This window comes from Nostoc sp. FACHB-152 (genome assembly GCF_014697475.1).
Classification (GTDB): Bacteria; Cyanobacteriota; Cyanobacteriia; order Cyanobacteriales; family Nostocaceae; genus Nostoc_B.
Genome location: NZ_JACJRV010000122.1, coordinates 1 through 13,323, shown reverse-complemented (window position 1 = coordinate 13,323; position 13,323 = coordinate 1). Strand labels below are relative to the sequence as shown.

The following is a 13,323-nucleotide window of genomic DNA, read 5'->3' as shown; positions in this document are numbered from 1 at the left end:
CGACTTAGATGTGGTAGCTTTTGGCTAACGATCGCAATCCAACTGTTTAAACCCGAATCTTTGCTCATGACCCGCTTGGTGTCACGGTGGTTTATCTTAACATCTGATTCTTCAAAAAACCTGCCCTTGAAAGAGGGGGGGCAGGGGAGCAGAGGAGAAATTATTTGTATCATTTATTTCGTGAAATGGTATAAGAAGGCAGGTAAGCTAATAATCACTTAATTTACTTGTTGAAACCGCAAGGAGAGCCAGGGCGTTGGGCGGGTTTTCCGACTTCGCTAACGCGGAACCCGCAGGGTAGCGACTGGCGGGGCAGAAGAGCAGAGTAGCTTGTTCTTGTTGATCTGAAATGGGGAAATATAATCTCAGTTCCCAATAGACAAGCAGCAATACTATGACCGGCAATCTGATTACTGTAGATAAAAATACTTACGACTCTCTGCAAACAGAACTAACTCAGTTACGTCAGGTAGTTTTCCAGTATCAGCAAGCCGAATCATTGAGCAACGCAGCGCAAATAGGTTTATTTATTGAACATACACCAGCTGCGATCGCTATCTTAGATAATCAAATGCGCTACCTGTTGGTTAGCCAGCGTTGGCGGGAAGATTACGGTTTAAGTAATGAAGATATCAATGGTCGTCACTATGAAATTTTCCCAGATGTTTCCCAACGCTGTCTAGCAGGGGCAATTGAGAAATGTGAAGAATGTGCCTTCACCCGTGCCGATGGAACTATTGATTGGATGAAGTGGGAAATTCATCCTTGGTACAACCACTCTGGGGCAATTGGCGGCATTATTATTTTTAGTGAAGTCGTTACCCATCGTAAACAGACTGCAATTGCCCTTGCCAATAGTGAAAGACGTTTAACAGATATTGCAAATAATCTATTTGGGGCAATTTTTCAGTTCACCAACCGTAATGGTGTTTGGACAGTAGATTACATCAGCGATTTTATTTGGCAGCTTGCTGGTATCACAGCCGCCGAAATGATGCAGGATTTAAATAACTTTTTTGCCCTTGTACATCCAGAAGATTTTGATAGTTTTCTAGTTTCAGCAACTGATGCAGTCGAAAATTCCACTCCTTGGCACTACGAAGGACGTTTGATAAAACCTAACGGTGAAATTCGCTGGTGGCAAGGCGACTCAACTCCCACAAGAAATGACAAAGGGGAAGTTATTTTTTGTGGTGTACTTTTAGATATCACAGAACGTAAACAAGCAGAAACTGACCTCAAGCAACTCAATGAGGAGTTAGAAGCGAAAGTAGAAGAACGTACCGCCGCTTTACGCCAAAGCGAAGCGCGGTTTCAGAAGTTGGCAGACAACGTACCAGGGATGCTTTATGAATTCCGTCTCTACCCTGATGGAACTATGGCTTTTCCCTATGTTTCTTCGGGATGTCGAGAAGTCAGAGGAATAGAGGCAGAAGACTTACAAAATAATCCCTCTCTAATTTTTGCAAATGTTTCCCCTGAAGATATACCCAATTTACAGCAAGCGATCGCTCATTCTGCTGCAACGCTACAAAATTTTGAATACGAATGGCAGAATGTCACTCCTATAGGTCAGCAGAAATGGCTTAAGGCTATTTCCCGACCAGAACGCCAAATAGATGGGGGAGTTATTTGGTATGGTTGTTTGATTGATATTAGCAAGCAGAAACAAGCAGAGCAACAACTTAGAGAACAAGCCCAGTTTTTGCAAAGTGTCTGGGAAGGCGTAGATTACGGTATTTTTGTCCTAGATGTTTCAGAGGATGGAACAGAGTTCCGTTACTCAAAATTTAATCCCGCAATGTTGAGAACAACCCCCATACCGCTTGATACTTTTGTGGGAAAAACAGTAACAGAAGCACTACCGCCTGATATGGCACATCTTTATAATCAATACTACAGAAAATGTGTGCAGTCTGGTAAAAGCATATTCTTTGAGGAATATTTTTTAGCTAATGAACAAGAAACTTGGTGGTTGATAAGTGCCACACCTCTTTTTAACAGTTCCTCAAAAGTCTATCAACTACTTGTTACTGCAACAGACATCACAGAACGCAAGCAAACTGAAAAAGAACGACAAATGTTTGTCTCGCTAATTGAAAATAGCAGTGACTTTATTGGTTTTGCCAATTTAGAAGGAAAACCTATCTTTATTAATGAAGCGGGACTAAAGTTAGTTGGGATTGAGAGTTTAGAAACTGCTAGAAACTTCAGTATTCTTGACTATGTATACCCCAAAGATAGGGAATACCTAACGCAGTGCATTATCCCTGCGGTAATGGAATACGGTGTATGGCAAGGAGAATATCGTTTTCGTAACTTTCAAACAGAAGAAGCTATCTCAGTTGACTATAATATGTTTGCGATTAAGAATCATGAGACTGGTGAACCTTTGTGTATGGCAACCATTACTCGTGATATAAGCGAACGGAAACAAGCAGAAGCTAAATTCCACGAAAAAGAACAGTTTTTACGCACCATTTATGATGGATTTCCACAATTAATCTTTGTAGTCAACGTTCTCGAAAATGGTGAATTTCGTTTTGCTGGTTGCAACTCAGCATTAGAACAAATTATAGGTCTTAATCATGCCAAAGTTGTGGGTAAAACTCCTGAAGAATTACATGGTGAGGTTGAAGGTGCAGCAGTAACTCAGCGATATCAAACCTGCGTCGATGCTGGTACTAGTATTAGTTATGAAGAATGTTTGACTTTTGACTGTAATGAAACTTGGTGGTTAACTACTCTTAATCCTCTAAAAAATAGCAATGGTGAAATTTATCGGCTTGTAGGCTCAACATTGAATATTACCGCACGCAAAAAGGCTGAAGCAGAACTTCAAGCCAGTAAACATTTTATTCAACGCATTGCTGATTCTTCTCCTAACCTTCTCTACATTTTTGATTTAGAAGCACAGCGCAATGTTTATGCAAACCAAGAAATTAATACTATACTTGGTTACTCTATCGAAACTATTCAAAAAATGGGAGAAAATCTCCTTTTTACTATTATTCATTCAGATGATTTAGAGATAATAAGAAATAATCATCAAAATTTACTTGTAGCTAGTGATGGTGAAATTGTTGAATGTGAATATCGGGTCAGACAAGCAAATGGTCAATGGCGTTGGTTATATAGTCGAGAAACACCATTTAACCGCAATGCTAACGGTAAAGTCACGCAAATTTTAGGTGTGTCAACTGACATTACTGAACGCAAACAAGCTGAAATTCAATTACAACAACAAGCCGAAAGCTTAGAACTTGCTTTATGTGAATTGCAACGTACTCAATCTCAACTCATCCACAGTGAGAAAATGTCATCTTTGGGTAATATGGTTGCAGGGGTCGCTCATGAAATTAACAATCCAGTTAACTTTATTCATGGGAATCTTATCCCTGCAAGCGAATACGCTCAAGACTTGTTACGACTGGTAGAACTTTATCAAGCACATTTTACTGAGCCACCTGAAGAAATTCAAGCAGAAATTGCAGCTATTGACCTTGACTTTCTCAAAGAGGATTTAACCAAACTTCTCCAGTCTATGCGGGTAGGAACGCAACGTATCCGTGAAATTGTTTTATCTTTGCGAAACTTTTCACGTTTGGATGAAGCCGAATTTAAACAAGTAGATATTCATGAAGGTATTGATAGCACCTTGATGATTTTACACAACCGCCTAAAATCTAAACCAGACCATCCAGAAATTTTAGTAGTTAAAGAATATGGAAAGTTACCTCTGGTTGAGTGTTATCCTGGGCAATTAAATCAGGTATTCATGAATATTTTGAGTAATGCTATTGAGGCTTTAGATGAGTTTTTTGTAGGTGAACAAGGACAAATTGTGATCCGTACCGAAGTTATTAATAGTAATCGAGTCGCTATCTGCATCTCGGATAATGGTAGGGGAATTCCTCAATCTGCGCTTGCAAAACTATTCGACCCTTTCTTTACTACCAAAGATGTAGGCAAAGGTACTGGATTAGGTCTATCAATTAGTTACCAAATTATAGTTGATAGGCACGGTGGCAAGTTATCATGCAATTCAGAATTAGGTAAAGGTGCAGAGTTTATCATTGAAATTCCGATTAACCAATCTTAAAGACCAACACTAAGTTAATTCCAGACAATTCCTAAATCTAAAATAAACCCTAGTAGTATCTCTTCGCCTGATAATTGTGTAGGCGAGTCTAGCACTTCTACAGGTTTACCTTGACGATAAATTTCAACTTGCTTTGCTTGAGGATTAATTAACCAACTAAGTTTGACTTGATTATCCATACAGCAGGTAATAGGCAACAGGCAATAGGCAATAGGGTTAGAAGTCTTCTAGTATATGGCTTTGTTCTTAACATCTGTAGTTCATTTACCTGCAATCTGCTTTCGACCAAGAAAAAATGGATGCTGGGGTAGAACCTGATGATTGCTTCTACATCCAAAATGAAGCGGCTGTTAGAGGTAAAGATAGAATTGATTTAACAGTTGATCCACCTCCAGATTTAGCTATTGAAATTGATATTACTTCTCGGACTCGGTTTAATAATTATGAGTTGTTGGGAGTCCCGGAATTGTGGCGATAGCGAGGTAATAAATTAGAAATTAATGTCTTGATTAATGGTAAATATGTAACAATTAATAACAGTCTAGCCTTTCCTAATTTACCGATCGCTCAACTTATTCCTGAATATTTAAAGCGAAGTAAAACTGAAGGCAGAAATGCTACTATGAAGGCTTTTCGTGCTTGGATAAAAGAACAATTGTGATGGCGATCGCACTTATAAATTACTCGTTTAAACCGGGGAATTATTAACAATAATTTCTATATTTATAGTTAACAAGTATAAATTTATACTTTAATATGAAGACATGATAAAGGCGATCGCACACATCTTGGCCGGAGGGCGATCGCCTTTATCTAAACCCCAGTATCGGAGTATAAATACAATGATGGCACAATTATTAGAGTTAGATACACCTACCTGCAATCCCAACAGAGAACCTATAAAGCATCTCCTGATTGGTTCTCCCAAAGCAGTTACCAGTACAATTCACCATTTGCAAGTGATTGGTTACGCCAGTGTCGGAGATTAGAGTCCACTGCTACCAACCACCAACCCAGGTGAGGTAATGAGTATTTTATTGCGGCAAATTTTGATGCAATAACCTAAATGTAGAGACGTTGCATTGCAACGTCTCTTTGTGTTGACATTGTATATACAAAATTATATATTGTATATTATGGAAAATCAAAACCGTAATATAACCATCAACATCCGCGCACAGCAAGCGCAACGAGATTTGATTGATTTAGCCGCCCAAGCACTAGGTAAAAATCGCTCGGATTTTATGTTGGAAACTGCTTGTCGAGAAGCCCAAGCAGTTTTATTAGATCGTAGACTTTTTATGTTAGATGATGAACAATTCCAAGAGTTTATGGCAATTCTTGATGCACCACCATCAGCCAATGAAAATCTGCGTCAATTGCTGAGTGAAAAAGCACCTTGGGAATGAGTGTGGTAAACGAATCGAATCAAATATTACAACCACCTCAACCCATTAAAGGGGAACATCAGTTTGCAGATTTCAACTCAGGTAATGCAGAATTAGATGAATGGTTGCAGAAACGGGCGTTAAAAAACGAAGATAGTGGTGCTTCGCGCACATACGTTGTCACAGTTGAGCAAACAGTTATTGCTTCTTATTGTCTTGCTAATGGTAGTGTGTTGAACACCACCGCACCAGGGAGAATCAGACGTAATATGCCAGAGTCAATTCCTGTTATGGTAATAGGAAGACTTGCTGTAGATTTGAACTGGCAAGGAAAAGGAATTGGTCGCGCTTTGGTGCGAGATGCCGTACTTCGTACATTACAAGCTGCTGATATTGCAGGAATTAGGGCTATTTTAGTTCATGCGATTTCTGAGGAAGCAAAGCAATTTTATGAGAGATGTGGTTTTATTGCGTCGCCTGTTGCAACAATGACACTGATGGTTATGGTGAAGGATGCAAAAGCGGCTTTGGGATGACGTATTCAGCGAGTAGGTTGGGTGGAGGCGCACACAAGAGATTGACAGCAACACGGTAAATCTAGATTGTGCCGTAACCCAACACCAATTGCAGCGTTAATTTTTGTAGTACTATTAGTTGGTTTACGCTGTCGCTCCACCCAACCTACAGAATAGGCGATCGCTCTATCATTCTTTCTCATCATGTTAAGAAGCAAGTCTTTTTCTCAATTCTGCTTCTAGTTGTTCTGGAGTGCTGACCACTACACGGCCTGGTTTCGCTCTCATAATGCTCAGATAGTGCTGAAATGCCTCTTCATCGGCTGGGTGGGCAATCACGTATTTTCGTAGTTCTGCTTCGCTAAGATTCAAATAGTCGCTCATCCGATGATGTTCTCCCCATTACTCAGAATTTCTAGGTTGCAATATCCGCCAGGGTTGCATATCGCGGTACAAGAATCAGGTGAGATTTATTTACAGGTTCCGCAATTATATAAGGTGTTTGCCGCGTACTTTTATGCTGACGCACAATTTCCGGCACACGATGATTAAGATATTGATTTAACCTCTCCACCGTAGCGTATTGTCCTTGAACTCCCAACCCTTCTAATAACGCCGTAGTAAACGCACCTTGTTGTAATGCTTCAATTTCATAAGAATATTCCTGGGGACTACAGGAAAATATACTAATCACACCTTGTTGACGTGCTTCCTCTGCTGTCTGTCTCCCAATACCTTCACCCGCACGAGTTCCCAAACTGCGACAACCATCTAAAATCAACACAACGTTATCCGCACCACAACGCCGCAACCGTTCGGTGACAAAGTTAATGGGTATCGCTGTATTTGCAATATCTTCTGGGTCGCCATCACTAGGCATGAGATAATCACGGTCAGCGTGTCTTATTCCATGTCCACTAAAGAAGAACCAAAAGTTATCTCCAGCACCCATGAAGGAGGTTTCAAATAACTGTCGTAAAACTCGCAGTAAGTTAGTGCGAGTTGGACGACTTGATTTTCCTGCAATATCAGGTGAATCATCAGAGAAATAGTAAATCTTCTCAAACCCCGCCTCGTGGCGAAGAAACTGCTGGATTAATTCTGCATCCCGCTTGGCATAGTTTAGCGGTTGCAGATAATCATAACTGTTAATGCCTACGGCGATCGCCCAATTTTTCGCCATCCTACTTTGGTTCTTGTCGCTTGAATGTCAGCTTTATCGCACCTTTCCCACTAGCTTTGACACCGCTACCAATTAATTTCACTTCTCCTTCGCCACTAATTTCTACCGATAGTTCAATTTCTTCTAGCTGCATTTTAGAACTTGCTTGCTGTTCTGCACGGCTAAACAAGCGTCCTACTACTTGCAAAAAGTTTGCCATGTTCTGCTCTAATGTTTGAGCATCAACTTTCACAGCATCGCCTTTAGTGCTAGTAGGTTCCTTTACAACTTCTTCTCGCCAACTGCGTGTGTTATTTCCGCCTTTTGTCCCTTCAGGAATTGAAATTTGCGGCGTGTCATCGGTAACAATCCAAATGCTGTCTGTAGATGTATCTGACATACTATACTCAGTTTTTACTTAGCATTGTCGCATAAATATTTTGTATCACGCTGAAGAGAATAAATATAAAGCATGAACACAGCTATGCTACTTGATAAACTACTATTAAGTAAGAAACTTTTTACTACTTTTTGGTAATGCTCTATGCAGGTTGAAAAACTATCAATTTCCTTATCGGCTCCTCTGGTGCGATTTGTGGAAAGTTATAAACTAGCCAAAGGCTGTAAATCTCGCTCTCAAGTTATTGAAATGGCTCTGCAATTGTTGAGAAAACAGGAATTAGAAGAAGCTTATCGAGCCGCATCTACTGAAGTTGATGATGATTGGGATGTTACCATTGCGGATGGATTAGCAGATGAAGCGTGGTGATATTTATTATGCAAATCTCAGTCCAACTGTAGGCTCAGAGATGAATAAACGCCGTCCGGTGCTGATAGTCAGTAATGATGCAAATAATCATGCTGCTGACATGGTGACAATTTTACCAATTACATCGAATGTTAGGCGTGTTTATCCGTTTGAAGTGTTACTTAATCCAGAGGATAGCTCTTTACCTAAAACTTCTAAAATACAGGCACAACAGGTGCGAACAATTTCTAAACAAAGAATTGTAGGAGAGATGGTAAATAGTTTAAATGAAGAGTTAATGCAATTAGTTGATGCTGCACTCAAACTGCATTTAGGGTTGGACTAAGAAAAGTGAGTAATACAGCAGTTGATAATAGGCGATCGCAATAAGTAATAGACCTCTTGCATGAATCAGATTGTGCCTACTAACCAAGTGAATTTTCCGTAAATCTTTACGCTTTTGCGTGAGGCTTAAAATTCGTGCAAGAAGTCTAATGTGAAGTTGTAATCGCTCATTTTAATATCATAAACAGTATTTTTTAGCAACTAAAACTGTGATTTAGTAATAAAAATTTACATTTAAAAGTAAGCAAAAAGTAAGAAATGAATTTTTTGATAAACGTTCAAAACATTACAGGAAAAGAAAAATAAATGGTACGACCGCGCAAGCAGTTTGCTCAACATTGGCTCAAAAGTGAGAAGGCACTCAACGCAATTGTACAAGCAGCCGAGTGTAGTACAAATGACCGCATCCTGGAAATTGGGCCGGGTACAGGGATTTTGACTCGTCGTTTACTACCTTTAGTACAGGCTTTGGTGGCGGTGGAAATCGATAGAGATTTATGTAAATTACTAGTAAAGGAGTTGGGGAGTAAAGAAAATTTTTTACTATTACAAGGTGATTTTCTGGAGTTAGATTTAGCAGTCAATTTAACAGCATTTCCAAATTTTCAAAACTCTAATAAAGTAGTGGCGAATATTCCCTACAACATCACCGGGCCAATCATCGAAAAATTATTAGGAACTATCGCCAATCCCAACCCCACACCCTTTGATTCCATAGTGCTATTAATTCAAAAAGAAGTAGCAGAAAGATTGTATGCCAAAGCCGGGTCGAAAACTTTTGGAGCGTTATCAGTAAGAGTACAGTATTTGGCAGAATGTGAATTAATTTGTACTGTTCCCGCAGGTGCATTTAACCCACCGCCAAAAGTAGACTCAGCCGTAGTCAGGTTGCGTCCTCGTCAGTTAGAAATTCTTGCTAACGACCCGCGAAAATTAGAGAATCTGGTAAAGTTAGGTTTTGGGTCAAAGCGCAAAATGTTGCGGAATAATTTGCAATCTGTAATTGACCGCGATCGCCTGAGCCACTTACTGGAACAATTAGAAATAAATCCCCAAGCTAGAGCTGAAGACATCAGCACTCAGCAATGGGTAACTCTAGCTAATAAGTTGGGAGTAGAAACTAGAGATTAGGAAATTCTCTCATCCCTACTCCCCACTCCCCACTCTCTATTTTGCCAATGCGTAATTACACCCTCATCGCCCCTGCCAAAATCAACTTGTATCTGGAAATCATCGGCGATCGCCCCGATGGTTATCATGAATTAGTGATGATTTTGCAAAGTATCAACCTCGCCGACAGAATTAATGTCCGCGCCATCAGTGAAGGAATTATCAGCGTTCACTGCAACCACCCCCAAGTACCCACAGATAACACTAATTTGGTATATCGCGCCGCAGAATTAATGGCGACACAATTTCCTGATGCTTGGGCTAAATATGGGGGAGTAGAAATTACAGTTGAGAAAAACATCCCCGTCGCTGCTGGGTTAGCAGGAGGTTCGACAAATGCAGCAGCAGTATTAGTAGGAATAGATTTACTGTGGAACTTGGGACTCACCCAAACAGAAATTGAAGAATTGGGAGCTACCCTAGGTTCAGATATACCATTTTGCGTGGCAGGTGGAACAGCGATCGCCACAGGTAGAGGTGAACAACTTGCGCCACTGCCAAGTTTAGATCATATATATATAGTATTGGCGAAATATCGTAGCCTAGAAGTTTCTACTGCTTGGGCATATAAAACCTATCGCCAAGAATTTGGCAGTAACTATATTAGAGATACCGAAGATTTAGCAGCACGTGCAGCCGCAGTCCATTCAGGTGAGATAGTAAAAGCGATCATGCATAAAGATGCTACAGAAATTGCCCAAAAGTTGCACAATGACTTAGAGCGTGTTGTATTACCTACTTATCCCCAAGTCACGCAACTACGCGAACTGTTTGCAAGTCAACCAGGAGTTTTAGGAACCATGATGTCCGGTTCTGGGCCAAGTGTGTTTGCAATTGTCGAGTCTGAGGAACAAGCCCAAGCAATTAAACAATCCCTTAGGGAAGCAATTCCTGATGAAGATTTAGAATTGTTTGTGACTCGCACTATTACACATGGCATTCAGATAGCATCTTAAAAGGGAATAGGCAATAGGGAATAGGCAATAGTTTGAGATTATGTAATCAAAATTAGGGATTTTAACTTCTGACTGATACTAATTGTCAAACATTTGGATTTTCTTAATTACGAATTACGAATTACGAATTAATTATTTTATGAGCGACCAAAACATCACACCACAAGAAACGCCAGCACAGGTTCAAGCATCGCCACTGCGCTGCATTACAGGAGCCACAATCTCTGGTGGATTAGCATATGCTTCATATTCGCTGATGATTGCGATCGCTACTAACTTTGCCAGCAAACCCGTCCATTCTAGTAATGAACTAGTCATCAAAATTAGCTCTGCGGTACGCACCTTAGTTGTTGGTATTGTTGCCTTAGGCAGTGGAATATTTGCGATCGTAGCAGTAGGGTTAATAGCTTTGGCTGTACAACTGTTAATACAGCAATTGTCAAAGCCAAAGGAAAATTAGAGCTAGTAACAGGTTTTGTCGTTTCTGCACAGATGTATGGAATCAGAACTGATTAGCCAGACATAATATTTGGACTTACGCAAGAACCCTCTGAAACTCTTATAACTTCCTGAGCTTTGCGTCCTTTGCGGTTCTTTTTTTCATGATTTTGTGTAAGTCCTGGATATGAAAGCTACTGATTGATGATTAGTCTTTGCGCTACATTGTTCTGGAAAATCCATCAAAGCCAGTTCCGCAACGACTCAAACCCAGTAAATTCTGACTCTAGCTGCCATTGAATCCGCGCACGCTGGCTCTTTTGCAAAAAAGCACCGCACCCTTGAGACACAGTGGTTTTACCAGGGGTATCGCTGGCACAAGCTGGAACCATTGCCTTAAACTCAGGCGACTTCCAGAGACTATTTCCCGGAGCGAAACTATATTCTAAGCTATTGCGAGCCAGTCGCTTGAGGTCTTTATATCCTAGCCCGTATCTTGTTGCTGCTAACAGATACTCATGGCTCAAATCGATGCGAGATATGCCTTCATCATCGGAAGCCAGGGTCATTGGTACTCCAGCTTTCCAATACTCCCTAAAAGGATGCTGATTTCCTTGGACATTCAAAATGACCTCATTACTGGTCAGGCAGATTTCGACTAATACGCCGCGTCGTCGCATTTGCTCCATCAACTCGAAAGGACGCTCCTCAAAAAGAATATCCACGCCATGTCCGATGCGAGATGCCTGTGCAACTTCTACAGCTTGCCGAATATGGAAACGTAAATCCTCAGTCGGAACCAACCCCAAGGTTAACTCTCCAGCATGAAGTGCGACCTTAACATTGGGAAATTGGCGTTTGAGAAATTGCAGCATTTGCATTTGCAGGGTGTAGTCACGCAATGCAATCGGGTGATCTTCTGGTGCAACGAGATTGATGCCAACTACCCGTGAATCCGATGAAGCTAGTTCAAAGGCATAAGCTAACTGAGCAAACACTTCGACGGGTGCCTTTGTTCTTGTCGTTTGCTGCAAATAGCGCACCGTCACTGCACATCCGGGCTGTGCTGCTGGAGTGCCGCAACCGAGTGTTTTCGAGACTTCAGCCTCCAACTGTGCCAATTGCTGGCTACCGCGTGTTACTAGCTCGGTTAATCCTCGCTTGAGCAATTGACTGTGCATCTGTTGCAAATCTTGATTCCAACCAACTTCACGGCCTAGCTGTCGAACTTCACTACCCTGAACTGTAAGCATTAACTCTAGATAGGTTATATGCTGCGAAGCTGCCCGATTTGCTACTGATGCGACCATATCATCCCGACGGCTGGCAGAGTCTGATATTGTCCCAAAACCAGCAAAAGCCTCAAAAAATTGGTCGTGTCCGGATTTTCCCGCAAATTGGAGGTTACGAGTAGACCAACGATTGATGAGGGAATCATAAACAGATGTTCGGTTGAACAATTCTGAGGCTGGAAAATAGCTACTGTCTTGACCGCAAGCCTGAGGTTCAACTACAGTCCCTGCCTTTGGATTCACACAATACCCATCGGTGGCAGCCCACTCCAGATAGTGTTCTGCGTACACAGCCCCACTTAGATGACTGTGGATATCTCCACCCTTTGGCATTCGCTGTACAAATGCTCTTAAAGCGGCTGGTTGAGCGCGATGGTCTTCAAACCAACTAGCAGCTTGAGCTTCACTCCGAGTCGAGGATTGCTGCGAATTAGATGTGTCTTGAGCCGCTACGCTGAAGATAAAACAGCTAGAACTCGTTAATACTCCTAAAAATAAAGATAAGGTCGCTCGTCTACGCATATGGATGTATCTTCTTGTCAAACTTTGCCAGAATTATCTGGTTCAATTGCCGCATCGTTGTAGCTTGTATCTGCGGTAGCAGTGCTGTTCAAAACCATCAACTATCAATCTTTATAAGCTAGCTCAACTATAACCTAAGATGGACACGTATCAATGAATTTTATTTAGTCCCATCAGAACTTATCATTTTGTAACGTATTGAACTCGGAAATTCCAGTATAAAAAATGTAACTAAGTATTGAAATCAGGGACTAATTGAGTTTTGCAAAAGATACTGAAGATATTATAGGAATCCGGTTTGATTTGGGAATTTACTTGTGTAGACAGGAAGTAGGGAATGGGGAGTAGAAAAGAGCTACTGCAATTGTGCGGAGTCATGAAGATAGCTCATTAACAAGTCCCGCACAAACACCGATTTAATTAATGGTGCATTTCAGTAAAACTGCATTGTACAGGTTATGAAGGTGCATTTATGACTGATACTGCAATGTTAGATATCCGTGTAAACAACCAAGTCAAGTTTGAACCGCTAGAAACGTCAGTACCTGCAACAGAAGAAGAATCAGTAATATTAGCCGAAAAACCTTAAGGGGCTACAAAAAGGGCTAGAATGCAGACAGAATAAGTCTCATAGCTCTTTGACCTTGTTGGTAGAAAGGACGCTTATTAGGACTTAATGTCAATA

At 40.9% G+C, this 13,323-nt stretch carries 16 protein-coding genes and 1 pseudogene; 11 read left to right on the top strand and 6 right to left on the bottom strand.

What is annotated here, in order from left to right:
* The first annotated feature begins 394 nt into the window (after positions 1–394).
* Complete coding sequence (locus H6G76_RS34245; RefSeq protein ID WP_190710658.1) at positions 395–4,102, top strand: PAS domain S-box protein; 3,708 nt, start codon at positions 395–397, stop codon at positions 4,100–4,102.
* 14 nt (positions 4,103–4,116) lie between these two features.
* Here the strand turns inward: H6G76_RS34245 and H6G76_RS34240 are convergent, their stop codons facing one another.
* A complete protein-coding gene (locus H6G76_RS34240) occupies positions 4,117–4,281 on the bottom strand; it encodes a Uma2 family endonuclease (protein WP_199337624.1) in 165 nt (54 codons plus the stop codon).
* Positions 4,282–4,397: 116 nt separating this feature from the next.
* Here H6G76_RS34240 and H6G76_RS38175 point away from each other — a divergent pair, with 116 nt between their 5' ends.
* The 5 genes and pseudogenes from H6G76_RS38175 (at position 4,398) to H6G76_RS34220 (ending at position 6,026) form a co-directional block, all read left to right on the top strand.
* Positions 4,398–4,580, top strand: a complete 183-nt coding sequence (locus H6G76_RS38175; protein WP_313934882.1) for a Uma2 family endonuclease — start codon at positions 4,398–4,400, stop codon at positions 4,578–4,580.
* A gap of 27 nt (positions 4,581–4,607) precedes the next feature.
* The gene (locus H6G76_RS38170; RefSeq protein ID WP_313934881.1) at positions 4,608–4,763 is read left to right on the top strand and encodes a hypothetical protein; all 156 of its coding nucleotides are present in this window, start codon (positions 4,608–4,610) and stop codon (positions 4,761–4,763) included.
* Positions 4,764–4,944: 181 nt separating this feature from the next.
* Positions 4,945–5,163: pseudogene (locus H6G76_RS34230) on the top strand (hypothetical protein).
* A gap of 75 nt (positions 5,164–5,238) precedes the next feature.
* Positions 5,239–5,511: a DUF1778 domain-containing protein gene (locus tag H6G76_RS34225; RefSeq protein ID WP_190710657.1), complete on the top strand. Its 273-nt coding sequence runs from the start codon at positions 5,239–5,241 to the stop codon at positions 5,509–5,511.
* Entirely contained in the window at positions 5,508–6,026 is a 519-nt protein-coding gene (locus tag H6G76_RS34220) for a GNAT family N-acetyltransferase (RefSeq protein WP_190710656.1), read from the top strand. Before H6G76_RS34225 ends, H6G76_RS34220 begins: the two co-directional genes overlap by 4 nt.
* Positions 6,027–6,031: 5 nt before the next feature.
* Here H6G76_RS34220 and H6G76_RS34215 read toward each other — a convergent pair whose 3' ends face one another.
* Genes H6G76_RS34215 through H6G76_RS34200 form a run of 4 tightly spaced genes read right to left on the bottom strand, consistent with a single transcriptional unit; the run spans position 6,032 to position 7,567 of the window.
* Positions 6,032–6,211 (bottom strand): hypothetical protein, encoded by a 180-nt coding sequence (locus tag H6G76_RS34215; RefSeq protein ID WP_190710655.1) that lies wholly within the window; start codon positions 6,209–6,211, stop codon positions 6,032–6,034.
* 1 nt (position 6,212) lies between these two features.
* Complete coding sequence (locus H6G76_RS34210) at positions 6,213–6,389, bottom strand: DUF6887 family protein (RefSeq protein ID WP_190710654.1); 177 nt, start codon at positions 6,387–6,389, stop codon at positions 6,213–6,215.
* Between the two features lie 31 nt (positions 6,390–6,420).
* A complete protein-coding gene (locus H6G76_RS34205; RefSeq protein WP_190710653.1) occupies positions 6,421–7,188 on the bottom strand; it encodes a caspase family protein in 768 nt (255 codons plus the stop codon).
* A 1-nt stretch (position 7,189) separates the two neighbouring features.
* A complete protein-coding gene (locus tag H6G76_RS34200) occupies positions 7,190–7,567 on the bottom strand; it encodes a hypothetical protein (RefSeq protein WP_190710652.1) in 378 nt (125 codons plus the stop codon).
* A 144-nt stretch (positions 7,568–7,711) separates the two neighbouring features.
* Here H6G76_RS34200 and H6G76_RS34195 point away from each other — a divergent pair, with 144 nt between their 5' ends.
* From H6G76_RS34195 to H6G76_RS34175, 5 genes are all read left to right on the top strand, one after another.
* On the top strand, positions 7,712–7,936 hold the full coding sequence (locus H6G76_RS34195; RefSeq protein WP_190710651.1) for a CopG family transcriptional regulator: 225 nt from the start codon (positions 7,712–7,714) through the stop codon (positions 7,934–7,936).
* A complete protein-coding gene (locus H6G76_RS34190) occupies positions 7,923–8,261 on the top strand; it encodes a type II toxin-antitoxin system PemK/MazF family toxin (RefSeq protein WP_190710650.1) in 339 nt (112 codons plus the stop codon). Before H6G76_RS34195 ends, H6G76_RS34190 begins: the two co-directional genes overlap by 14 nt.
* Positions 8,262–8,566: 305 nt before the next feature.
* Positions 8,567–9,391: a 16S rRNA (adenine(1518)-N(6)/adenine(1519)-N(6))-dimethyltransferase RsmA gene (gene rsmA / locus H6G76_RS34185; RefSeq protein ID WP_190710649.1), complete on the top strand. Its 825-nt coding sequence runs from the start codon at positions 8,567–8,569 to the stop codon at positions 9,389–9,391.
* A 47-nt stretch (positions 9,392–9,438) separates the two neighbouring features.
* Entirely contained in the window at positions 9,439–10,386 is a 948-nt protein-coding gene (gene ispE / locus H6G76_RS34180; RefSeq protein ID WP_190710648.1) for a 4-(cytidine 5'-diphospho)-2-C-methyl-D-erythritol kinase, read from the top strand.
* Between the two features lie 139 nt (positions 10,387–10,525).
* Entirely contained in the window at positions 10,526–10,846 is a 321-nt protein-coding gene (locus H6G76_RS34175; protein WP_190710647.1) for a DUF3082 domain-containing protein, read from the top strand.
* A gap of 220 nt (positions 10,847–11,066) precedes the next feature.
* Here H6G76_RS34175 and H6G76_RS34170 read toward each other — a convergent pair whose 3' ends face one another.
* Positions 11,067–12,638, bottom strand: a complete 1,572-nt coding sequence (locus H6G76_RS34170; RefSeq protein ID WP_190710646.1) for an adenosine deaminase — start codon at positions 12,636–12,638, stop codon at positions 11,067–11,069.
* Positions 12,639–13,323: the final 685 nt, after the last annotated feature.